We start from the raw sequence: 21,219 nt of genomic DNA, 5'->3' as shown, positions 1-21,219 counted from the left end.
CAGAACAGGTTCCGGTCATTTATAAATTCGCGGACAGCATCGACTGAGTTGCCTTGGCTGACAAGCGTAAAAATATCACAGTCGCGGCGGGTTCAGAGCCCTTCGCCGCTTTGCAGAAGTTTTTTCAGCCCTGTCCGATAATCTGGATAAAGCAACTGATAGCCGGTTGCTTTCAATGCGGCATTGGAAGCTCGCTTGCATTCCTGATAAAACGAGCGCGCCATCGGAGAAAGCTCAGCCGTTTCATAATCAATGACCGGCGGCGGAGTAACACCCAGCAATTCTGCGGCATAGGAGATGATTTCATGTGCCGGTGCCGGTTCATCATCGGCAAGATTATAAATGCCGCCCTGATTGTTCAGTGCCAGATGTGCCAATGCACCGCCAATATCTTCCACATGAATACGGTTGAAAACATGGTCCTTTTTAATCAGGCGATGTGCACGGCCTTGTGTGATATTGGCCAGAGCATTGCGTGCCTGCCCCTGAAAAGACGGGCCGTAAATTCCGGCAATCCGTAAAATGGCACAGGCAATATCTGTGCCTTCTACCTGCGCCAGCCATTCCTTCTCGGCGGTCACACGGGCGGCAGAGCGGGCAGAAAGCGGTTTCAGCTCTGATGTTTCATCCACCCATGCGCCCTGATAATCGCCGTAAACACCGATGGTGGACAGATAGCTGATGAAACGCGCATTCGGCGCGTGATAGGGCAGACCTTCCGGCATGAGGCGCAGGATCGGGTCTGTTTCATCTGCGCTGCCGGTTAATGGCGCGACAGACGATACGATATGGGTTGCTTGTTGCAATTCATCGCGCAATGCTGCGCTGAGGCCTTGTTCCGCATCAAAGAAAACAGGTGTGATACCGTTTTTGCGTAGAAACTCTGCCTGTTCCGGACGGCGGACAGTTCCGGTGATTGAGCTGATTTTTGCTGCCGGATTTTGCTTGAGTGCTTTGATAAAATAATGAGCGGAATAGCCGGAGCCGAACAGAAAAATATGCATTATTTGTTTCTCTCAATTTGCACTGCGGCAGTCAGCCATTCTTCGATCACTTCCGCGTCTTGTTCAAGGGGAAGATGCAGGTTTTTCTGATGCAAAAATTGCTGCACATCAGCCAGTTGAGACAATGCCCAGACAGCTGCCCCGCGTGTTACCGGTGCGGGATCACTCAGTAATTGCTCAACAATTGGGAGATAGGCTGGATTATCTGAATTCCCGACTGCAATCAGCACATTACGGATAAAGCGGTCACGCCCGATCCGCTTGACCGGTGAGCCGCTGAACAGCGTGCGGAAAGCGGGATCATCGAGTTGTAGCAGAGTATCAAGAGCCGGTTCTTTCAGCTCTTCCCGTGCCTGCAACTTGGCTTCGCGAGATACTTGAGCAAATTTGTTCCACGGACAGGCCGACAGACAGTCATCACAACCATAGATACGGTTGCCCATCATAGTGCGAAATTCGTGCGGGATAGGGCCTTTGTTCTCGATGGTGAGATAGGAAATGCAGCGCCGCGCATCAATCTGATAGGGGGCAGGAAATGCATCTGTCGGGCAGGCATCAAGACAGGCGCGGCATTTGCCGCAACTGTCTTTGCCCGCACGATCGGGTTCCAGATCCGCGGTGGTGAAAATCGAGCCGAGAAACAGCCATGAGCCATATTCGCGGCTCACCATATTGGTGTGTTTTCCCTGCCAGCCCATGCCTGCTGACACCGCCAGCGGCTTTTCCATCACCGGAGCCGTATCGACAAAGACTTTCACCTCATGGCCGGTTCGTGCCGCAAAGCGGCTGGCCATATGTTTGAGCTTGCCTTTGATAATATCGTGATAATCGCGGTTCTGCGCATAGACCGAGATCGCCCCGCAGTCTTTTTTGCTTTGCAGAGTGCGCGGGTCATGGTCTGGGCCGTAATTCATCGCCAGCATGACGATGGAGCGCACTTCATGCCAAAGCTCAGACGGGTTCGAGCGCCGGTCAGCTGTTTCTTCCAGCCATTCCATAGAGCCATGGCGGCCGTGGTCGAGAAAATAGCGCAACCGCTGCGGTGCCTGCGGAATGGCGTCCGGCGTCGTAATCGCCACAACGTCAAAACCCACCGCTGCGGCCTCTTCCATTAAGAAGCGCTTCAGACGGACGGCAGGAGGCTCATCGCTTTTCGGCAGAGGTTTCTTTGGTGCGCGATCAGAAGTCGAGGTCGCCATAATGGGATGCCGGAAAAATGCCGCGCACACGATCAGCGAGAAGCGGACGGAAAGAAGGACGGGATTTCATGCGCGCATACCATTCGCGGGTAGCGCGGTGTTCTGCCCACTCAATCTCCCCCAGATAATCGAGAATGGAAATACCGGCAGCCGCTGCCATATCGGCATAGCTTGGTGTATCACCGGCCAGCCAGTTGCGGGTCGCGGCCAGCCAGTCTGTATAGCGCAGATGCTGGCGGATATTGGCACGGGCGGCGCGGATTGCTGTGGAATCCGGCGCGGATGAGCCCATTTCCTGCGACATCTGCAATTTGAACACGCGTTCACGGGCAAGATGACGGGTGACTTCATTTTCAAATTTAATCAGAAACCAGTCGACGAGACGGCGCACTTCGGCGCGCTCCATCGGGGTTTCCGGCAGCAGGCGGCGATTGCGCTTCAGCGCACCGCGGGTTTCATCCATATATTCGGCAATCACTGTGGCGCCGACAACCGGCCAGTCATTTTCGGCCAGCAAGACCGGCAAAGTTCCGGCAGGATTGAGTGCCAGAAACTCTTTTCTGCGTGACCATGGACGTTCCTCAATCATTTCCGCTTCCACGCCATATTCATTGAGAATCAGACGGACATAACGGGAGGTTGTAGACATCGGATGGTGAAACAGCGTGAGCATGTGGTTCGATAGTACTTTCAGGTGTGGCTTGGAAGCGGCATGGTCTGGGACATTGCCACCGGTGAGCCGGTAATCGGACTGAATAATCTGCCAGCTTGTAGCCGATCTGCAAAAGAGTCAGACCTTACAGAAGGTTCCGGTCCGGCAGAGGGTTAAGCCTGAGCGGCAGATGAGGGGTTAGATTAAAACATCAGACGCAATAAAAATGCGGTTGTAGAGCATTTTGCGTAATTATACAGGCTTCCTATAAATAATTGGTTAGGACGGGTGAGTTACATAAAGATGCATTGCATTTTGAGTAAAAACATTTCAACAGGCTGAATTTAAGGCAGGGCGATTGTTTTTCTGCTCATGTTCAGCTTGCTGACAGGATGTCTGCATAAATCAGATGTTTAAAGCCTGTCAGAACCGGCAGCAATTTTTATATAACGCAGACAAAGGTATTCAGCATTATGGACGCATGGGCAATATTCGAGGCTGCGATTCTCGGTCTTCTGGAAGGTCTGACCGAGTTTCTGCCGGTTTCGTCTACAGGCCATCTTTTGCTGGCAGGACATTTTCTTGGCTTTGAATCAACCGGCCGCACTTTTGAGGTGCTGATTCAACTTGGAGCTATTCTCGCAATCTTAAGTGTTTATTTCGGACGTTTGTGGAAGCTGCTGACTGATCTGCCTCGGGATGCGGGTGCAAGGCGCTTTGCAACCGGAATCATATTGGCCTTCTTGCCGGCGGCCGTGATCGGCGCAATGGCACATAGCTATATCAAGCAGGTTTTGTTTGAAACGCCGGTGCTGGTCTGTTCGATGCTGATTGTCGGCGGGTTTGTTCTTCTGTGGGTGGATCGTCTGCCGCTGCGTCCGCGCTATAATGATGTGACGCAATATCCGCTGAAAATGTGCTTCATGATAGGTCTTGTACAGTGCTTGGCAATGATTCCGGGTGTGTCCCGCTCCGGTTCGACCATTGTCGGGGCACTGCTGATGGGCTCGGATAAGCGTTCCGCTGCAGAATTTTCGTTTTTTCTGGCAATGCCGACAATGGCCGGTGCTTTTGCCTATGATCTTTATAAAAATCATGCGCTGCTTTCGACCAATGATATGGCGCAGATTGGTATCGGCTTTGTTGCGGCTTTCATCTCCGGTGTGATTGTTGTGCGTTATTTGCTGGATTATGTTTCCCGCCACGGTTTTGCATTATTTGCCTGGTGGCGACTGATCGTCGGTTCCGCCGGCTTGGCCGCATTGATGGTCTGGGGTTAAGCTTCAAATATAAGAAACAGAAAAGGCCCCGCGAGGGGCCTTTATTTTATTCAATTTATGGCCGTTTAGCGGGCAAGGCTTGCCTTGTCATACTGACCCAGCACACGGTAGCGCCAGAGATAGGATGGCAGGATTGCATCAATTGCCTGTGGTTTGATGCCAAGACCTTCCAGTGTCAAATCTGCATCTGCAGCTTCCTGTGAAACCACATTATTGCTCTTCAGCAATTTAACATGGTCGCTGGTCAGCGGCGGGTTTGGCAGCAGGCCGAGAATTTTGCCCTGCAGGCTGGCAACCCACCAAGGCAGGTTGATGAAGGCGCGCTTACGGCCGATCACTTCCAGCGAAATTTCCATGCAACGACGCAGGGTCAGCACTTCAGCGCCACCCAGCTCATAGGCTTTGCCTGCCTGCAATTTGCCTTCAACTGCGCGGGCAATGACTTCTGCCACATCACCGACATAAACCGGCTGGAACTGGGTCTTGCCGCCGCCGATCAGAGGCATGAACGGGGAGAAACGGGACATGCTGGCGAATTTGTTGAAGAACTGGTCTTCAGGGCCGAAAATCACGCTCGGGCGCAGAATGACCGCATCCGGCTTTACGCTCAGTACCTGACGTTCTGCTTCTGCTTTGGTGCGGGCATATTCGGATGCGCTTTTCAGATCTGCACCGAGTGCTGACATGTGCAGCAGTGGCAGACCGGCAGCGGCAGCAACTTCAGCCACATGTTTTGCACCGATGGCATGAACAGTGTTGAAACGCTGTTTGCCGCCTTCAGCTAAAATGCCAACCAGATTAACGACATAATCCGCGCCTTTGACGGCACGTTCAACTGACCAGCGATGGCGGATATTGGCCTGAACCAGCTGGATCTGACCGATATTGCCAAGCGGCTGCATATAATAGGCAATTTCCGGTTTACGCACAGCAACACGCACACGGTAACCGCGCCGTGCCAGTGCATCAACAACATGACGCCCTACAAAACCTGAACCACCGAAAACTGTAACCAGCTTTGGTGTTGTGCGGTGATTAAGCGTTTGCGTGTCCATGACCTGTCTCCTGCGCCGGTCCTATTGCGGCATGATAACTGCTAGCGATGTGTCCATCTCTATGCAGTGAACTTTCCAGTGCTGCCCCGCGATGTCTTGCGCGTTCTGCCAGCTTTGGGGTCACGCTTTACTGGTTTTTTGCCGTTTCGCAAAGGGGACATAATGCACCATACCCCGAAAGATTACACTTTAAGCTTTGTTTTGCCCCGATTTGCATGAATCCCCTTTGCCTTTGCGCAAATCTGCTGCTAAATCGCGCGCATGAGCACACCACTTGACCATATCCGGAATTTTTCCATCGTCGCCCATATTGATCATGGGAAGTCGACACTTGCCGACCGTTTGATTCAAGCAACCGGCGGCCTTGATAATCGTGAAATGAAAGAGCAGGTGCTCGACTCGATGGATATCGAGCGCGAGCGCGGCATCACGATCAAGGCGCAGACCGTTCGCCTGAATTATCGTGCGAAAAACGGTGAGGACTATGTTCTCAACCTGATCGACACGCCGGGCCACGTTGACTTTGCCTATGAAGTTTCCCGCTCGCTGGCGGCCTGTGAAGGTTCGCTGCTGGTGGTGGACGCTTCTCAGGGCGTGGAAGCGCAGACGCTGGCCAATGTTTATCAGGCGATCGACAATAATCACGATCTGGTTGTTGTGCTGAACAAGATTGATCTGCCTGCGGCTGATCCTGAGCGCGTGAAAGAACAGGTTGAAGATGTGATCGGTATCGATGCATCGGATGCTGTAGAAATCTCCGCGAAAAGCGGTCTGGGTATTCCGGATGTGCTGGAAGCGATTGTTGAGCGCCTGCCGCCGCCAAAAGAAGGCGACCGTGATGCACCGCTCAAAGCCATGCTGGTGGATAGCTGGTATGACACTTATCTCGGCGTGATCGTGCTGGTTCGCATCATCGACGGTGTGCTGAAAAAAGGCCAGACCATCCGTATGATGGGCACAGGTGCCAAATATCCGGTGGAGCGCGTTGGCGTATTCACACCGAAAATGGTGGCTGTTGAAGATCTGGGGCCGGGTGAGCTTGGCTTTATCACTGCTTCGATCAAGGAAGTGGCAGATACCCGCGTCGGTGATACGATCACCGAGGATAAGCGTCCGACAACAACCATGCTGCCGGGTTTCAAACCTGCGCAGCCGGTGGTTTTCTGCGGTCTGTTCCCTGTGGATGCGGCTGATTTTGAAGATTTGCGTGCTGCCATGGGCAAGCTGCGTCTCAATGATGCGAGCTTCTCCTTTGAAATGGAAACATCGGCCGCTTTGGGCTTTGGTTTCCGTTGCGGTTTCCTCGGGCTGTTGCATCTTGAAATCATTCAGGAACGCCTTTCCCGCGAATTTGATCTTGATCTGATCGCTACCGCACCTTCCGTTGTCTATCGCATGAATATGCTCGATGGTTCGGTGAAGGAACTGCACAATCCGGCGGATATGCCGGATGTGGTGAAAATCACGTCCATTGAAGAGCCGTGGATTAAAGCGACGATTCTGACGCCTGATGATTATCTCGGTTCGATCCTGAAACTCTGTCAGGAGCGTCGTGGTATTCAGGTCGATCTGTCTTATGTCGGCCCGCGTGCGATGGTGACCTATGAATTGCCGCTCAACGAAGTGGTGTTCGATTTCTACGATCGCCTGAAGTCGATTTCCAAAGGTTATGCATCTTTCGATTATAATCTGTCGGAATATAAGGAAGGCGATCTGGTGAAGATGTCGATCCTCGTCAATGACGAGCCGGTTGATGCGCTCTCCATGCTGGTACACCGTTCTGCTGCTGAAAAACGTGGCCGCGTGCTGTGTGAAAAGCTGAAAGACCTGATCCCGCAGCATATGTTCAAAATTCCGATTCAGGCGGCAATTGGCGGACGTATTGTTGCGCGTGAGACGATCTCGGCTCTGCGTAAGGACGTGACGGCGAAATGTTACGGTGGTGACGTTTCGCGTAAGCGCAAACTTCTGGAAAAACAGAAGGAAGGTAAGAAGCGCATGCGTCAGTTCGGTAAGGTGGAAATTCCGCAGGAAGCCTTCATTCAGGCGCTTAAAATGGGTGATGAATAATCACTTCAGAGATTTCGAGCAGACCCGCCTTCCGGCGGGTTTGTTTTAATTAAATATAGGATATTGCGATATGACTGCTAAACCACGTATTACCATTGAATATTGTATCCAGTGTAACTGGATGCTCCGTGCTGCATGGGCGGCTCAGGAATTGTTGCAGGCATTTGGTGATGAAGTCGGTGAGATCGCGCTTATTCCGGGCGGCGATGGCAATTACATCATTCGTCTGAATGAGCAGGTGGTATGGGATCGTAAAGCTGAAAACGGCTTTCCGGAAAGTGATGCACTGGTTGCCCGTATTCGTGAGACAATGAAGGGCTGATCAGGCTCTGGTCTTTATATGATATATAAAGACGTAACTAGATGATTTTTATTGTAGAATTAAAGCCGGATGCAATGTGCGTCCGGCTTTTTTATTTATCGTGCAAAGTGTTGCGGGCATCATTTGAGGCGGAGATTCCGCTGCGGCTGTCCGGTTTTTGTGCGGATATATATGAGCTGCATAGACGCGGATTGCCGGTTTCGTCTTTATTTATTGTGGCGCGGATAGCTTAAATGGTTAATTTTATTGCATAAAATAAGGTTTTGATGCGCCTTGAACGGGATTTTTTCCTCATTCTGCAAAGGCTTATAATCCCGTTTTCAGAGATAGATTCCGCGAGATTGCTCCCTATAAAAAGCGTGGTGCAGAAGGGGCACCGTTCTGTGGTAAAGACTGTTGCTGCGGCGCTTTTTTCTGTTCGTGATTATCCGGATTGTCGCCCAGTTCCAATGCTTCAATCTTGGCACCGCGACGGGTGACTTTGGAGGATGAGATCAGAATATCGTCAATGTCACGGCTGGCCTGTGAGAAATGGGTTTGTAATTTGCGCACCCGTTCATCAAGCCGCGATACATCATCCATCAGCCGCACAACTTCTCCCTGAATGAGATGGGCCTGTTCCCGCATCCGCGCATCTTTAAGCACGGACTGGATGACCTGAATGGAGAGCATCAGCAGAGAAGGCGAGACAATGACCACGCGGGAGCGATGTGCCCGCTGAATAATCACCTCAAAATTCTCGTGAATTTCCGCAAAAATCGATTCTGATGGTACAAACAGAAAGGCCGTATCCTGTGTCTCACCGCTGATGAAATATTTGGCGGCAATGTCACGGATATGTACCTCCATATCGCGGCGGAACAGCTGTTCGTAATGACGTTTGGCTTCCGGTGTTTCCGAGGCTTTTAATGCATTCCAGCTTTCCAGCGGGAATTTGGCATCGACCACCAGTGAGGCTGTGCCATTAGGCATCCGCACCAGACAATCAGGCCGCATACCATTAGAGAGTGTAGCCTGAAACTCATAGGCACCCATTGGCAGACCGTCGGCAATAATTGCTTCCATCCGCGATTGGCCGAAAGCGCCGCGTGTCTGTTTATTGGCGAGGATGGCCTGCAATTGCACAACCTGACCGGCGAGCGACTGGATATTGTTCTGGGCGGTGTCGATCACCGCCAGCCGTTCCTGCAACTTGCTTAAGTTTTCATGGGTTGAGCGGGTCTGTTCATTGATGCTGCGGCCAAGATGACTGGTCATGCCGTCGAGCCGGTCGCGGATAGATTTATTGAGCTCTGCCTGTCTGGCGCCGAAAAGCTCTGCCATCGTCTGCATGCGCCCCTGCATCTCTGCCTGACTTTTCAGGATCGACTGCATTTGCATTTCTGCCTCGCGCGCCCGCTCTTCCGACTGAAACTGCGCATGGATCATCGCCCTGCTGTTACGGCCGGAGAGCCAGAACAGCAGGAGGATAATGAACAGTACAAAACCGCCCGTCACCAGCAAAAACTGGGCGGGGCTGAGACCGAGTGCACTCGCAAAGGATGCCGGTATTTCTGAAGCAGATAATGTTTCCATAGATAAAGATTACACGATTCGCGGTAAATATAAGAATAAAACGTGAACAAATTTTTGTTCATCTCATGTAATTTATTGACGGCGGAGTGCTGAGAGATTAGATCGGACATCATTCCGATTGTGCCTGCCTGCGCGGGTGTCAGATATTTTCAATCATTTGCAACACCGGATCACTGTGATGACCATTAAGCCGATTATTTTTATTCCTGATCCGGTATTGCGTCAGGTTTCCAAACCCGTTGAGCGTTTCGACGCGGATTTGCGTAAATTCTCCGATGATATGCTCGCCACGATGTATGATGCGCCGGGGATTGGTCTGGCTGCAATTCAGGTGGCTGAGCCGATCCGTATGGTGGTGATTGATCTGGCGAAAGAGGGCGATGCCCCCGCGCCGCATGTCTTTATCAATCCGGTGATTGTCGAGCGTTCGGATGAGCCGAGCAGCTACGAAGAAGGTTGCCTCTCGATCCCTGATTATTATGCGGAAGTGGAACGCCCTGCGACTGTGCGCGTGACCTATCAGGATCTGGACGGCAAACCGCAGGAAATCAAAGCTGAAGGCCTGATGGCTACCTGTCTGCAGCATGAGATTGACCATCTGGATGGCGTGCTTTTTATCGATCATATTTCCAAGCTTAAGCGGGATATGGTGATTAAGAAATTCAAAAAATTGGCCAAGACCCATGTGCCGGCTTCAGGTAAAAAAATCTGAAATACAGGCTGAATTACGGTCAGGTCAGAGAGTGTAGGTAGGATAGTCTATGTCGTTACGTATTGTGTTTATGGGCACGCCGGAATTTTCTGTTCCGGTGATGACAGCGCTGATCGGACAGGGCTATGAGATTGTTGCTGTTTACAGCCAGCCGCCGCGTCCGGCCGGTCGTCGTGGTTTGGAACTGACAAAATCGCCTGTGCATGAAAAGGCTGAAGAATTCGGTATTCCTGTTTTCACGCCGAAAAGCCTGAAAAGCGAAGAAGAACAGCAGATTTTCCATGATCTGAATGCGGATGTCGCTGTGGTTGTCGCCTATGGCATGTTGCTGCCAAAGGCTATTCTCGAAGCGCCCGCACTTGGCTGCTATAATGGTCACGCTTCGCTGCTGCCACGCTGGCGTGGTGCGGCGCCGATCCAGCGGGCGATTATGGCTGGTGATGCCGAGAGCGGTATGATGATTATGAAAATGGATGAGGGGCTGGATACCGGTCCTGTGGCCATGGTCGAGAAAATTACCATCACTCCGAATATGACCTGCGGTGAATTGCATGATCGTTTGAGCATTACCGGTGCCGATCTGATGGTGCGTGCTATGGCTGCACTGGAGCGTGACAGTCTGAAGCTCAATCCGCAGTCAGAAGATGGCGTGACCTATGCCTCCAAGATTGAGAAGTCTGAAGCGCGTATTGACTGGTCGCAACCGGCGCAGGCCGTGCATAACCGTATCCGCGGTTTGAGCCCGTTTCCGGGGGCATGGTGCGAGATGGAAATCAATGGTCAGCTTGAGCGCGTAAAAGTGCTGCGCTCGGTGATCGCTGATGGTGCAGGCAAAGCCGGTGAAGTGCTGGACGGCCAGCTGGTAATTGCCTGTGGTGAGGGTGCGGTTGCGCTGACGCTGGTGCAGAAAGCCGGTGGCAAGGCTGTCAGCGCTGCAGAATTCTGCAATGGCGTTAAGCTCGCAACCGGTACAATTCTGCCATGAGTCATTCTCCCGTCAAGCAGCCGGATATACGCCCCGTCAGAGAGCAAGATCGCTCAACGATTGATGGTGTGATTGCCGCTGCTTTTGACGGGGCTGATGAGGTTGCATTGGTGCGCAAGCTGGCCGCTGATGGTGACATTGTGCTGGAACTGGTTGCGGAAATTGCCGGTCAAATTGCCGGACATATTCTGTTTTCCAGATTATGGGTCGAACAGTCCGGCAATCGTCTTGCTGCTGTTGCTTTGGCACCGCTTGCTGTGTCATCGGAAATGCAGCGGACGGGGCTGGGCAGTGCGCTGGTTGAGGTTGCGCATAAGCTGCTGGTTCAGCAAGGTGAGGTTCTGAGCATTGTCTTAGGCGATCCTGCCTATTACGGACGCTTCGGTTACAGCGTTGCCGATGCTGCCGGACTTGAGAGTGTTTATCCGGCTCAATATTTGCAGGCAAAGCACCTCACGGACACAGCCACTCTTGCGCCTTTGCAAGGTAAACTGATTTATGCTTCTGCATTCGGAGAAAATTGAGTGCCGCGTTATCGCCTGACAGTTGAATATGATGGTTCACCCTATGCCGGATGGCAGCGGCAGGATAATGCGCCGACGGTGCAGGGGGCTATTGAAGCTGCGATTTTTAAATTTTGCGGTGACAGCAATTCAATCGGGGCTGCAGGGCGTACCGATGCCGGCGTTCATGCTTTTCAACAGACAGCCCATGTTGATCTGACCAAGGATTGGGGCGCATCCAAAGTACGCGATGCCGTCAATGCCTATCTGGCACTGGATAAAGAGAGCGTCTTTCTGATTAATGTCGAGAAAGTGCCGGATCATTTTGATGCGCGTTTCAGCGCGCTGGGACGGCATTATATTTACCGCATTATCAATCGTCGCACACCTTTGGCGCTGGAAGCCAGCCGTGCCTGGTGGGTGGCGAAAAAGCTGGATACGGATGCCATGCAGGAGGCCGCACAATTGCTTGTCGGCCTGCATGATTTTACGACATTCCGCTCTACACAATGCCAGTCCAAAAGCCCTGTTAAAACGCTTGATCTCTTGAGTGTTCAGCGTCATGGCGAGTTGATTGAGGTACGGGCATCTGCGCGGTCTTTCCTGCATAATCAGGTGCGTTCACTGGTTGGCAGCATCAGCGAAGTGGGGACAGGCCGCTGGACCAATGACGATCTGGTGGCGGCACTGGAAGCACGTGACCGTAAAGCCTGCGGTGTCGTGGCACCTGCCCATGGCCTCTATATGATTGGTGCGGATTATCCACTGATTTTATAGAGCAGGTATAAAACCTGCCAGATTTTGCAGTATGATTGTCAGCATAATACTGCCCAGCACCACAGAAATGAAAAATGGCGCGGCGAAACTATGTGGCCGTTGCAATGCTGCACGGGTGAGCCTGTAGCTCAGCACTAATGTCGCCAGAAACAGCCCGAAACCGATGCCTGCGAAGACCGGAGACAAGTCCGGCAGCAGCAGATTGAGGAATGAGAGCGGGGCATAGATCCACGCAAATAACGCGGTTGTCCAGTTTGTAGCGACTACATAGGTAGAAAAACGGCGTTCAAGGCCAAGGCTGCGGCTGAGAAAGCCGATAATGAGCAGCGGTAATAGCCAGACAATCATATCAATAGCGCCGAGCTTGACCGTATTGATAAGGCGCAATGCTGTTGCATCGCCGCCTTCTGTTCCTTCGGTAAGGCGGGCTGCGATTTCGACCCAGCCGATCAGCATTGGCGGCAGGGAAATCAGGATTGCATAAAAAGACCGCCAGAAACCGTCTGCATCCGTATTCAGATCATTCAATGCTTCCGGATGGCCGGTCATGGTGCGCCAGACTGCGGAGAAATAATACTGAATCTCTTCAAAACTGGGCATGGGCAACCTGTATAAGTGACGACGAAAGAGGTGCCTGTGTTTTCAGGGCAGGCACCCGAAGTAAAATGACTCAGGCAAAAAAGCCCTCAAGGAATTTTTCGTAAATTGCGGTGAGATTTTCAAGGTCTTGCAGTGATGTCCGCTCATTGGCCATATGCATGGTCTGGCCGACAAGACCGAATTCCACCACAGGGCAATAATCCTTGATGAAACGGGCATCGGATGTGCCGCCGGATGTGGAAAGTGTGGCCTGTTTGCCGGTCACCGCTTTGATCGCATCGTTCAGAGAGTCAATCAGCTTGTCATTGCGGGTCAGAAATACATGGCTCGGACGTTCGCTCCACTGTAACTCATAGTGAAGTGGCACCGATTTATCCTGCCGGAACGGATTGTCCTGTGCAGCATCGCTCAGACGACGTGTAACTTCGTCTTGCAGAGTATCGGCTGTCCATGTGTCATTGAAGCGGATGTTGAATGAGGCGATTGCTTTTGCCGGAATGACATTGGTTGCCGGATTGCCGACATCAATCGAAGTGATTTCGAGATTGGTTGCCTGAAAATTCTCTGTACCCTTATCATAGGCCGGTATCAGCAGGCTGTTCAGCAGAGCCATAATACCGCGCACCGGATTGTCCGCATTATGCGGATAGGCCACATGCCCCTGCGTACCATGCACTGTTACCGTGCCGGTGACAGAGCCACGGCGGCCGATTTTAATTGTTTCACCCAAGCGGTCAGGATTGGTTGGCTCCCCAACCAGTGAAGCATCCCAGCTTTCGCCTTTGGCTTTTGCCCAATGCAGTAATTTATCGGTGCCGTTGATTGCAGGGCCTTCTTCGTCGCCGGTAATCAGGAAAGAAATATTCGGCTTGCGATCCGGAAATTTTTTCAAATAGCGGGCGGTTGCGGCAACAAAACAGGCTATTCCGCCCTTCATGTCTACTGCACCACGGCCATAGAGTTCACTATTCTCAATAACGGCTGCAAAAGGCGGGTGCTTCCAGAGCGAGAGATCACCGGTCGGCACAACATCGGTATGGCCGGCAAACATCAGATGCGGGCCTGTGCCTTTGAGGCGTGCATAGAGATTTTCTATGTCCGGCGTGCCGTCTTCAGTGAAGACAGGACGCTCGATTTTGAAGCCGAGCGGTTCCAGCATTGCCTGCAGCGTTGTGAGAGCTCCGCCTTCTGCCGGTGTAACTGACGGGCAGCGGATAAGAGCAGCGAGATTTTCAGCGGGATCAAATGTGGTCATCATGCACAAGGCTTAGCAGATGCCGCAAGCTGGCGCATCTGGAATCTATCTTTGATGAGTCACACTGTGATTTGCCGGTATCTAATTCCAAAAACAGCACTGTAACAGCCGGTAATAATATTGTGATAAAACTGTTATTGTTCATCAATTGGGAACGATACAACGAACGGAATGTCTCTATTTAGAGAACGATACAGCGAATATTGAAATATCTGCCAAATTTTTAAACTGTTAAGTTCTTGATTTTATTGAGTTGATATGTGTTAGTTGTTTTTTCAAGGAAAGATTGTGTCAGAATTTTTATTTAGTCGTAAAATTTATGTGAGTTGAAATCATAAACAATGGCTCCTATCTCAGGGTCATCGGAACGGCGCTTCTCCCAAGCACGTTCACATAAATTGAACAAGGAATATGAAAATGAAAAAGATTGCTTTGACTGTTGCTGCACTTGCTCTTTCTGCCGGAGCAGCTTTTGCTGAAAACCCAAATGCGGGTATTCCTGATGATCTGTACAGCAATGACAAGACACCTGTGATCACCACTTCAACTGTGAAAAGCACACAGGCTGAAACCTTTACAGACGGTTCCGCACACGGCTTCGGTGATAATGCACCATCCAGCTATAACGGCTAATTTAGCCGGTACATCCTCCGCATAATATCAACACTATGAATGACAGCCGGATTTCAACGTCTGATGAACAGACCTCCCAACTGATCCCGTTGAGAATAACCGGCCTATAAGAGGAATATGAAAATGAAAAAGATTGCTTTGACTGTTGCCGCCCTTGCTCTGACCGCCGGTGCTGCTTTTGCTGAAAACCCAAATGCGGGTATTCCTGATGACCTGTACAGCAATGACAAGACACCTGTGATCACCACTTCAACTGTGAAAAGCACACAGGCTGAAACCTTTACAGACGGTTCGGCTCACGGTTTCGGTGACAATTCACCAGCCAGCTATAACGGCTAATTTAGCCGGTACATCCTCCGCATAACATTAACACTATGAATGACAGCCGCATTTCAACGTCTGATGAACAGACCCTCCCAACTGATCCGTTGAAAATGACCGGCCTATAAAAGGAATATGAAAATGAAAAAGATTGCTTTGACTGTTGCCGCTCTTGCTCTTTCTGCCGGTGCCGCATTTGCTGAAAATCCAAATGCCGGCATTCCAGACAATCTGTATGGTGCTGACCAGACATTTGTAACTGCGAATGCGACTGTAACCAGCACACAGACCGAAACCTATAGTGACGGTTCCGCTAACGGCTTTGACGATCATTCGCCTGCAAGCACCCGTCGTTAATTGACGGTATAACAAACAAAAAGCGGCGGGCTTGAGGCCCGCCGCTTTTTGTTGTTTTTGATAGGCTGTTTTTAGTCGCGCAGCAGATCATTGATTGAAGTTTTCGAGCGGGTTTTCTCATCAACACGCTTAACGATAACCGCGCAATAAAGGCTCGGGCCAGCTTCACCATTTGGCAAAGGTTTGCCCGGCATAGTACCGGCAACAACAACCGAGTAAGGCGGTACTTCGCCATAGAAGACTTCGCCGGTGGCGCGGTCGACGATTTTGGTGGATTTGCCGATATAGACACCCATACCAAGCACCGAACCTTCGCGGATGATGCAGCCTTCCACAACTTCCGAACGGGCGCCGATAAAGCAATTGTCTTCGATGATGGTTGGTTCGGCCTGCAGCGGCTCAAGCACGCCGCCGATGCCGACGCCGCCGGACAGATGCACATTCTTGCCGATCTGAGCGCAGGAGCCGACAGTTGCCCATGTATCAACCATCGTGCCTTCCCCGACATAAGCGCCGAGATTAACAAAAGACGGCATCAGAATGGCATTTGGTGCAATATAAGCGGAGTGACGCACGACGCAGTTTGGCACGGCGCGGAAACCGGCCTGCGTAAACTCATCTGCACCCCAGCCGTCAAACTTGGAGGCGACTTTATCCCACCAGACGGATTCACCCGGGCCGCCTTTGATGATTTCCATCGGGTTAAGACGGAAGGAAAGCAGAACTGCTTTTTTCAGCCACTGATTGACTGTCCAGTTACCGTCTGCCTGTTTTTCGGCAACACGTACTTTACCCTGATCGAGCAGCAAGAGGGATTGTGCGACGGCATCACGGATTTCTCCGGTGGTTGATACCGAGACTGTGTCACGCTCATCAAAAGCTTTTGTGATAATTTTTTCGAGAGCTGACAGATCAGGCTGGGACATATTACTGCTCCTGAGGTGTTGAAACGGAATTAAATCGCATTTATTTCGTCATTCAGACGAAATGCCTGACGAAATATACAGATTACGGAATATTTTCGGCAAATGATTAGGCTATGCTCAAAGCATGGTCAATCTTGGCATTGCCGCTTTTGCACTATATGCCTCAGTATCTGATCTAAAAGTCGCCATGCCGGCCTGCAAAGGGCAATTTCTGGGCTTACCTAGATGAACGTACAATAGGTACGCTCCGTTCCGGTTCTCGAAATCACCCTTTTCGTCTCGGCCTGACGATTTTTGATTCAGACACTCAATATGGAAACACGAACAGTGGCTTGCTTTTTTATAATTGATGTCGCTGCCACAACAGGATGATATTGCATGAATCCGCTTGAGAAAGATGGCTGGACACCTTTCAGCAATTCCGGTGAAACTGTTAAGCGCGTCGCTGCGGTGCCGGATACACCGCAAACCCGTGCGCCGGCCTATAAGCTGGCATTCAGTGATGCGGAATTTATGACCAAGCGGGAACTGCGCCCGATCCGCCTGCAGCTTGAGCTGCTGAAGCCGGAAATGATTATGGAAGAGCGCGGCATCAAGTCGACTGTCGTACTGTTCGGTGGCGCGCGTATCCCTGAGCCGGGCGGCGAGGCATGGGCTGCGAAAAACGAAGTTCAGAAAAAGAATCTCGAAGCCAATTCGGTTTATTATGAAGAAGCGCGTGAATTTGCCCGCCGTTGTTCGGAATACTCGGCTTCAACCTATTACCGTGAATTCGTCGTCGTCACCGGTGGCGGGCCGGGTGTGATGGAAGCGGGCAACCGTGGTGCCGCTGATATTGGTGCGCCGTCTATCGGTTTGAACATTGTGCTCCCGCATGAGCAGGCGCCGAACGCCTATGTCACGCCGGAATTGTGCTTCAACTTCCACTATTTCGCGCTGCGCAAGATGCATTTTCTGTTCCGTGCCAAGGCTTTTGCCGTTTTCCCAGGTGGTTTCGGTACCATGGACGAGTTGTTTGAAACACTTACATTGATGCAGACTGGCCGTATGGAACGTGTGCCGCTGGTGCTGTTCGGCAAGGAGTTCTGGACGAAGGCGATCAATATTCCGTATCTCTCCGAACAGGGCACAATTTCGCCGGAAGATCTGGAGCTGTTCCATTATGTGGATACGGCTGATGAAGCATGGAATGTCGTGAAAGATCACTACGATCTGTAAGCGCTGATAATGAGAAATTGAAACGCCGGTGTGCAAACGCATCGGCGTTTTTTATTATCTGTCGTCCGGCTGTTTCGGCGGATGAATAACGGTCACCAGCACCACGGAAATTATCATCAGCAGATACCATGCGCCGAGTTTCGACAGTGAGACCGGCACCCATTGGTCATGTTGCCCCGGATAGAGCCAGACGCGTGACCATGTGCCGATATTTTCGGCAATCCAGATAAACAGGGAAGTCAGGAAGAACGCCAGCAGTAACGGCATACGGTGACGAAAACGGAACACGCGGTAATGCATGCTGGTGCGCCAGAACATCAATGCGGTGACGGCAAAGAGCAGCCAGCGCATATCCGGCAGATAATGGTGGCTGAAGAAATTGATATAAATGCCGGTGGCGAGTGCAAAAGTCAGCGGTAATGGCGGGTAGTATGCCAGTCTGATATCAAAAATACGGTTGATCCGCGCCATATAGGAACCGACTGCCGCATACATAAAGCCGGAGAATAGCGGTACGCCACCGATGCGGAACAGATTTTCCTCTGGATAAATCCACGACCCCATATGGGTTTTGAAGATTTCCATTGCTGTTCCGACAATATGGAAAATCAGGATGACCTTGGCTTCACGTAAGGTTTCCAAGCGGCTCAGCAGCATCAGCAACTGAATGGTAACTGCTGACAGAAACAGGAAATCATAGCGTGTGATCAGTTGCGGCAGGGCAGAGCCGTCTGCCCATAGATATTTGCTGAGAATAATCAGCCCGAGCATGACGCCGCCGAACAGGCATGCCCATGCCTGTTTCAGCCCGAAAACCAGAAACTCAACCAATGCACCGGAGAGACCATGTTGTGGCAACCGGTCAAGCAGCCGGTGTGCGGCTGCATCGATTACAGCTTCCAGTGAAGTGAAATGGCGTTTGCTGTGCACGGGTTGATGCATTTACGGGTGCAGCGCAGTCAGAAACTCTGTCAGATTATCCGTGACAAAATCCACGCTGTCAGTAAAGGCGGGATCGCTTTCCCAAATCTCACTGAAATCCGGTTCAAAATTATTCGGCACAATCAGAACTGTGCGCATGCCGGTGGATTTTGGCACTGTGAGATTGCGCGCCAGATCTTCAAACATCGCTGCTTTTTGCGGATTGATACCGCATTGTTTGTAAAACAGCTCATAAGGTGCACGCTCCGGTTTTGGCACCAGTTGTGCGGCAACAATGTCGAAAATATCGTCGAAACGGTCGAGAATACCAAGCTGTGCTGCCGCATTTTCCGCATGTTTGCGGTCGCCATTGGTATAGATGAATTTGCGGCCGGGCAGGCGGGCAATGGCTTCACCCAGAAGCGGGTCGGGTTTCAACCATGTATAGTCAATGTCATGCACTTTGGCGAGAAAGTCGTCGGGATCAATCTTGTGACATTCCATCAGACCCTTCAGCGTGGTGCCATATTCCTGATAAAACCGCTTCTGAACCTTGCGTGCCTCATCGCGTGGCAGCTGCAGCAGTTCCGAGACATAAGATGTCATCCGCACATCAATCTGCGAGAACAGATTAGTGTCGTGCGGGTAGAGTGTATTATCCATATCAAACACCCAGTCAGTGACATGGGCGAAGTGGCGCGGTTCAGGTAAATTGGTCATGCAGGTGTTATGCCACGAAGTTTTGTAAAGATCAGCCTTTATTTATCGTGACACTTAAGCGCTAATACCAAAACCCCATGAGTATCACTCATGGGATTTGGGTTAAGCCCGAGTGGCGATTGAACTTTTTCAAGGCGTGATGCGTCAGCATCTTATCGCCTTGGTATAAAGCGGGTGGCTTGTAATTAGCGGCAGGGCAGGGCAAACAGAGCCTGATATATTTCTATAAAACAGAAAAGCACTGCATAATCATGGAACTCTGGATACCTATTACGATTGCCGCTGCCTTTATGCAGAATGTGCGCACGACGCTGCAAAAAAAGTTGCAAGGCAAGCTCGGCACCAGAGGCGCAAGCTTTGTGCGTTTTGGTTATGGTTTTCCTGTCGCCATTCTTTATGTGCTGGGTCTGCATTTCTTTGCGGGCTTTGCTTTGCCGCAGCTTAACGGTGCATTCCTGTTCTGGAGTGTTGTCGGCGGGCTGGCACAGATCTTCGCCACTATCATGCTGGTTTATTTGTTTACCCTGCGCAATTTTGCAGTGGGTACAGCCTATTCCAAGACTGAACCGGTGCAGGCGGCTATCTTTGGCCTGATCTTACTTGGAGAACGTCTGACAACCGGTGCCGTGCTGGCAATTATTGTTGGTGTACTGGGTGTAATGCTGATTTCAGTCGCGCGTATGCCGTTAAGCTGGGGCAATTTGTTTAAAGCTCTGGTCAGCCGTACAGCTTTGATCGGTATCGCTTCGGGTGGTGTATTCGGTATTTCTGCCGTGGCTTATCGCTCCGCAGCGCTTTCGCTGGACGGTCCAAATCCGATCATGCAGGCCGCTGTGACACTTGCTTGTGTGACGACATTCCAGACGGTTTTCATGCTGGTATGGATGCTGATCAAGGACAAGAATGAAATTGTTCTGGTGCTGAAATCATGGCGCTCATCATCGCTGGTTGGCCTGTCCAGCGTACTGGGATCAATGGGCTGGTTTACAGCTATGGCCTTGCAGCAGGTGGCCTATGTGCGTGCGCTCGGGCAGATCGAACTGATTTTTACTTTCATCTCGGCAGTGTTCATTTTTAAAGAGCGGATCAACCGCATGGAAGTCGCCGGATGTATCTTGATTGTCACCGGCATTCTGTTTTTGTTGTTATGGCAGTAAGAAAAAATCCCGCAATTGCGGGATTTTTTTATAAGGTCTTTTAGTTTACGGCACGATCAACGTGCATTGTTAGTTATGGCACAATAAGTGTGCCGGCACCGTGTTCCGTAAACAATTCCAGCAATACGGAATGCGGGGTTTTACCATTGAGAATAACCACGCCTTCCACACCGCGGCGGATTGCATCAATACAGGTTTCAACTTTCGGGATCATGCCGCCGGAAATTGTACCGTCTTCAATCAGTGCCAGCGCATCTGCAACCGACAATTCCTTGATCAGGTTTTTGTTCTTATCCAGAACACCCGGTACATCGGTGAGGAACAGCAGACGTGTTGCGCTCAGCGCACCCGCAATCGCACCGGCAAAAGTATCCGCATTGATATTATAGGTATTGCCATCACGGCCCGGTGCAACCGGTGCAATCACCGGAATTACAGCCGAACGTGCAAGCAGATCAAGCAATGTGCGATCCACTTCTACCGGCTCGCCGACAAAGCCCAGATCAAGCACGCGCTCAATATTGGAATCCGGATCGCGATAGGTCTTATGCGCTTTTTCAGCAAAAACCATATTGCCGTCTTTGCCGCACAGGCCGATTGCCCATTCGCCTTCGGCATTAATCATCGCCACGATTTCTTTGTTGATTGAACCGGCGAGAACCATTTCAACCACTTCAACCGTCTTTTCATCGGTAACGCGCAAGCCGCCTTCGAAACGGGATTCAATGCCAAGCTTGCCAAGCATTGCAGCAATCTGCGGACCGCCGCCATGAACAACAATCGGGTTGATGCCGGATTGTTTGAGCAGCGCGATATCGCGGGCAAAGGCCTTGCCCAGTGCCGCATCGCCCATGGCATGACCGCCATATTTGACGACGACTGTTTTATTCTCATAACGCTGCATGAAGGGCAGGGCGGCTGAGAGGAGTTGTGCTTGGATTTCAGGGCTTGTCGCGGTCATGGAGCACTCCACGGCA

General features: G+C 51.3%; 23 protein-coding genes. 12 read left to right on the top strand and 11 right to left on the bottom strand.

What is annotated here, in order from left to right:
• Positions 1–92: 92 nt before the first annotated feature.
• Genes K1X45_RS06925 through K1X45_RS06915 form a run of 3 tightly spaced genes read right to left on the bottom strand, consistent with a single transcriptional unit; the run spans position 93 to position 2,876 of the window.
• The gene (locus K1X45_RS06925) at positions 93–1,004 is read right to left on the bottom strand and encodes an NAD-dependent epimerase/dehydratase family protein (RefSeq protein ID WP_220160207.1); all 912 of its coding nucleotides are present in this window, start codon (positions 1,002–1,004) and stop codon (positions 93–95) included.
• On the bottom strand, positions 1,004–2,203 hold the full coding sequence (queG, locus tag K1X45_RS06920) for a tRNA epoxyqueuosine(34) reductase QueG (protein ID WP_220160206.1): 1,200 nt from the start codon (positions 2,201–2,203) through the stop codon (positions 1,004–1,006). Before queG ends, K1X45_RS06925 begins: the two co-directional genes overlap by 1 nt.
• Positions 2,184–2,876, bottom strand: coding sequence for a glutathione S-transferase family protein (locus K1X45_RS06915; RefSeq protein WP_075657062.1), 693 nt, complete (start codon positions 2,874–2,876; stop codon positions 2,184–2,186). The genes queG and K1X45_RS06915 overlap by 20 nt, the downstream gene beginning before the upstream one ends.
• A 452-nt stretch (positions 2,877–3,328) precedes the next feature.
• On the opposite strand from K1X45_RS06915, the gene K1X45_RS06910 reads away from it, so the two are divergent.
• Positions 3,329–4,135, top strand: a complete 807-nt coding sequence (locus tag K1X45_RS06910; protein WP_022712464.1) for an undecaprenyl-diphosphate phosphatase — start codon at positions 3,329–3,331, stop codon at positions 4,133–4,135.
• Positions 4,136–4,200: 65 nt separating this feature from the next.
• On the opposite strand, the gene K1X45_RS06905 is transcribed toward K1X45_RS06910, so the two are convergent.
• Positions 4,201–5,190: a complex I NDUFA9 subunit family protein gene (locus K1X45_RS06905; protein WP_022712465.1), complete on the bottom strand. Its 990-nt coding sequence runs from the start codon at positions 5,188–5,190 to the stop codon at positions 4,201–4,203.
• Between the two features lie 261 nt (positions 5,191–5,451).
• On the opposite strand from K1X45_RS06905, the gene lepA reads away from it, so the two are divergent.
• Together lepA and K1X45_RS06895 are read left to right on the top strand one after the other, a co-directional pair.
• Positions 5,452–7,260: a translation elongation factor 4 gene (lepA, locus tag K1X45_RS06900; protein ID WP_022712466.1), complete on the top strand. Its 1,809-nt coding sequence runs from the start codon at positions 5,452–5,454 to the stop codon at positions 7,258–7,260.
• Between the two features lie 70 nt (positions 7,261–7,330).
• Positions 7,331–7,582 carry a SelT/SelW/SelH family protein gene (locus K1X45_RS06895; RefSeq protein ID WP_116088892.1) on the top strand — a complete coding sequence of 84 codons (252 nt, stop codon included), beginning with the start codon at positions 7,331–7,333 and terminating at the stop codon, positions 7,580–7,582.
• 348 nt (positions 7,583–7,930) lie between these two features.
• On the opposite strand, the gene K1X45_RS06890 is transcribed toward K1X45_RS06895, so the two are convergent.
• The gene (locus K1X45_RS06890; RefSeq protein WP_220160205.1) at positions 7,931–9,157 is read right to left on the bottom strand and encodes a DNA recombination protein RmuC; all 1,227 of its coding nucleotides are present in this window, start codon (positions 9,155–9,157) and stop codon (positions 7,931–7,933) included.
• 178 nt (positions 9,158–9,335) lie between these two features.
• Between K1X45_RS06890 and def the strand changes: the two genes are divergently transcribed.
• The 4 genes from def to truA are packed head-to-tail and all read left to right on the top strand — an operon-like array spanning position 9,336 to position 12,134.
• A complete protein-coding gene (gene def, locus K1X45_RS06885) occupies positions 9,336–9,869 on the top strand; it encodes a peptide deformylase (protein ID WP_220160204.1) in 534 nt (177 codons plus the stop codon).
• A gap of 49 nt (positions 9,870–9,918) precedes the next feature.
• Positions 9,919–10,854 (top strand): methionyl-tRNA formyltransferase, encoded by a 936-nt coding sequence (fmt, locus tag K1X45_RS06880; protein WP_220160203.1) that lies wholly within the window; start codon positions 9,919–9,921, stop codon positions 10,852–10,854.
• Complete coding sequence (locus K1X45_RS06875) at positions 10,851–11,378, top strand: GNAT family N-acetyltransferase (RefSeq protein WP_220160202.1); 528 nt, start codon at positions 10,851–10,853, stop codon at positions 11,376–11,378. The genes fmt and K1X45_RS06875 overlap by 4 nt, the downstream gene beginning before the upstream one ends.
• Positions 11,379–12,134, top strand: a complete 756-nt coding sequence (truA, locus tag K1X45_RS06870; protein WP_220160201.1) for a tRNA pseudouridine(38-40) synthase TruA — start codon at positions 11,379–11,381, stop codon at positions 12,132–12,134. It abuts the gene before it with no gap.
• Here the strand turns inward: truA and K1X45_RS06865 are convergent.
• Positions 12,129–12,734 carry a hypothetical protein gene (locus K1X45_RS06865; RefSeq protein WP_220160200.1) on the bottom strand — a complete coding sequence of 202 codons (606 nt, stop codon included), beginning with the start codon at positions 12,732–12,734 and terminating at the stop codon, positions 12,129–12,131. The two genes, truA and K1X45_RS06865, sit on opposite strands and share 6 nt — an antisense overlap.
• A 70-nt stretch (positions 12,735–12,804) precedes the next feature.
• Positions 12,805–13,992, bottom strand: coding sequence for a succinyl-diaminopimelate desuccinylase (dapE, locus tag K1X45_RS06860; RefSeq protein WP_370627088.1), 1,188 nt, complete (start codon positions 13,990–13,992; stop codon positions 12,805–12,807).
• Between the two features lie 414 nt (positions 13,993–14,406).
• Here dapE and K1X45_RS06855 point away from each other — a divergent pair, with 414 nt between their 5' ends.
• From K1X45_RS06855 to K1X45_RS06845, 3 genes are all read left to right on the top strand, one after another.
• Positions 14,407–14,622: a hypothetical protein gene (locus tag K1X45_RS06855; protein WP_022712475.1), complete on the top strand. Its 216-nt coding sequence runs from the start codon at positions 14,407–14,409 to the stop codon at positions 14,620–14,622.
• A 123-nt stretch (positions 14,623–14,745) separates the two neighbouring features.
• Entirely contained in the window at positions 14,746–14,961 is a 216-nt protein-coding gene (locus K1X45_RS06850) for a hypothetical protein (protein ID WP_220160199.1), read from the top strand.
• A gap of 123 nt (positions 14,962–15,084) precedes the next feature.
• Complete coding sequence (locus K1X45_RS06845) at positions 15,085–15,300, top strand: hypothetical protein (protein WP_220160198.1); 216 nt, start codon at positions 15,085–15,087, stop codon at positions 15,298–15,300.
• Between the two features lie 71 nt (positions 15,301–15,371).
• Here K1X45_RS06845 and dapD read toward each other — a convergent pair whose 3' ends face one another.
• A complete protein-coding gene (dapD, locus tag K1X45_RS06840; protein WP_220160197.1) occupies positions 15,372–16,226 on the bottom strand; it encodes a 2,3,4,5-tetrahydropyridine-2,6-dicarboxylate N-succinyltransferase in 855 nt (284 codons plus the stop codon).
• Between the two features lie 378 nt (positions 16,227–16,604).
• Here dapD and K1X45_RS06835 point away from each other — a divergent pair, with 378 nt between their 5' ends.
• A complete protein-coding gene (locus tag K1X45_RS06835; RefSeq protein ID WP_022712479.1) occupies positions 16,605–17,444 on the top strand; it encodes an LOG family protein in 840 nt (279 codons plus the stop codon).
• 54 nt (positions 17,445–17,498) lie between these two features.
• On the opposite strand, the gene K1X45_RS06830 is transcribed toward K1X45_RS06835, so the two are convergent.
• Both K1X45_RS06830 and K1X45_RS06825 read right to left on the bottom strand, forming a co-directional pair.
• Positions 17,499–18,374, bottom strand: coding sequence for a DUF817 domain-containing protein (locus tag K1X45_RS06830; protein WP_220160196.1), 876 nt, complete (start codon positions 18,372–18,374; stop codon positions 17,499–17,501).
• 12 nt (positions 18,375–18,386) lie between these two features.
• Entirely contained in the window at positions 18,387–19,085 is a 699-nt protein-coding gene (locus K1X45_RS06825; RefSeq protein ID WP_022712481.1) for a pyrimidine 5'-nucleotidase, read from the bottom strand.
• A 251-nt stretch (positions 19,086–19,336) separates the two neighbouring features.
• Here K1X45_RS06825 and K1X45_RS06820 point away from each other — a divergent pair, with 251 nt between their 5' ends.
• Positions 19,337–20,242 (top strand): DMT family transporter, encoded by a 906-nt coding sequence (locus K1X45_RS06820; protein WP_220160195.1) that lies wholly within the window; start codon positions 19,337–19,339, stop codon positions 20,240–20,242.
• A gap of 73 nt (positions 20,243–20,315) precedes the next feature.
• Here the strand turns inward: K1X45_RS06820 and argB are convergent, their stop codons facing one another.
• Entirely contained in the window at positions 20,316–21,203 is an 888-nt protein-coding gene (argB, locus tag K1X45_RS06815) for an acetylglutamate kinase (protein ID WP_022712483.1), read from the bottom strand.
• Positions 21,204–21,219 lie beyond the last annotated feature (16 nt).

Source organism: Pseudochrobactrum sp. Wa41.01b-1, assembly GCF_019464455.1.
GTDB lineage: Bacteria > Pseudomonadota > Alphaproteobacteria > Rhizobiales > Rhizobiaceae > Pseudochrobactrum > Pseudochrobactrum saccharolyticum.
This window is presented reverse-complemented; position numbering and strand designations above follow the sequence as displayed.

What these genes read in the sequence shown, in the direction of transcription:
- K1X45_RS06895 (WP_116088892.1), top strand. Translation starts at nt 7,331, where the DNA reads ATGACTGCTAAACCACGTATTACCATTGAATATTGTATCCAGTGTAAC.
- K1X45_RS06835 (WP_022712479.1), top strand. Translation starts at nt 16,605, where the DNA reads ATGAATCCGCTTGAGAAAGATGGCTGGACACCTTTCAGCAATTCCGGT.
- dapD (WP_220160197.1), bottom strand. Translation starts at nt 16,226, where the DNA reads ATGTCCCAGCCTGATCTGTCAGCTCTCGAAAAAATTATCACAAAAGCT.
- K1X45_RS06845 (WP_220160198.1), top strand. Translation starts at nt 15,085, where the DNA reads ATGAAAAAGATTGCTTTGACTGTTGCCGCTCTTGCTCTTTCTGCCGGT.
- def (WP_220160204.1), top strand. Translation starts at nt 9,336, where the DNA reads ATGACCATTAAGCCGATTATTTTTATTCCTGATCCGGTATTGCGTCAG.
- K1X45_RS06905 (WP_022712465.1), bottom strand. Translation starts at nt 5,190, where the DNA reads ATGGACACGCAAACGCTTAATCACCGCACAACACCAAAGCTGGTTACA.
- K1X45_RS06825 (WP_022712481.1), bottom strand. Translation starts at nt 19,085, where the DNA reads ATGACCAATTTACCTGAACCGCGCCACTTCGCCCATGTCACTGACTGG.
- K1X45_RS06925 (WP_220160207.1), bottom strand. Translation starts at nt 1,004, where the DNA reads ATGCATATTTTTCTGTTCGGCTCCGGCTATTCCGCTCATTATTTTATC.
- K1X45_RS06850 (WP_220160199.1), top strand. Translation starts at nt 14,746, where the DNA reads ATGAAAAAGATTGCTTTGACTGTTGCCGCCCTTGCTCTGACCGCCGGT.
- fmt (WP_220160203.1), top strand. Translation starts at nt 9,919, where the DNA reads ATGTCGTTACGTATTGTGTTTATGGGCACGCCGGAATTTTCTGTTCCG.
- K1X45_RS06865 (WP_220160200.1), bottom strand. Translation starts at nt 12,734, where the DNA reads ATGCCCAGTTTTGAAGAGATTCAGTATTATTTCTCCGCAGTCTGGCGC.
- K1X45_RS06875 (WP_220160202.1), top strand. Translation starts at nt 10,851, where the DNA reads ATGAGTCATTCTCCCGTCAAGCAGCCGGATATACGCCCCGTCAGAGAG.
- queG (WP_220160206.1), bottom strand. Translation starts at nt 2,203, where the DNA reads ATGGCGACCTCGACTTCTGATCGCGCACCAAAGAAACCTCTGCCGAAA.
- dapE (WP_370627088.1), bottom strand. Translation starts at nt 13,992, where the DNA reads ATGATGACCACATTTGATCCCGCTGAAAATCTCGCTGCTCTTATCCGC.
- K1X45_RS06855 (WP_022712475.1), top strand. Translation starts at nt 14,407, where the DNA reads ATGAAAAAGATTGCTTTGACTGTTGCTGCACTTGCTCTTTCTGCCGGA.
- lepA (WP_022712466.1), top strand. Translation starts at nt 5,452, where the DNA reads ATGAGCACACCACTTGACCATATCCGGAATTTTTCCATCGTCGCCCAT.
- K1X45_RS06915 (WP_075657062.1), bottom strand. Translation starts at nt 2,876, where the DNA reads ATGCTCACGCTGTTTCACCATCCGATGTCTACAACCTCCCGTTATGTC.
- K1X45_RS06820 (WP_220160195.1), top strand. Translation starts at nt 19,337, where the DNA reads ATGGAACTCTGGATACCTATTACGATTGCCGCTGCCTTTATGCAGAAT.
- K1X45_RS06910 (WP_022712464.1), top strand. Translation starts at nt 3,329, where the DNA reads ATGGACGCATGGGCAATATTCGAGGCTGCGATTCTCGGTCTTCTGGAA.
- argB (WP_022712483.1), bottom strand. Translation starts at nt 21,203, where the DNA reads ATGACCGCGACAAGCCCTGAAATCCAAGCACAACTCCTCTCAGCCGCC.
- K1X45_RS06890 (WP_220160205.1), bottom strand. Translation starts at nt 9,157, where the DNA reads ATGGAAACATTATCTGCTTCAGAAATACCGGCATCCTTTGCGAGTGCA.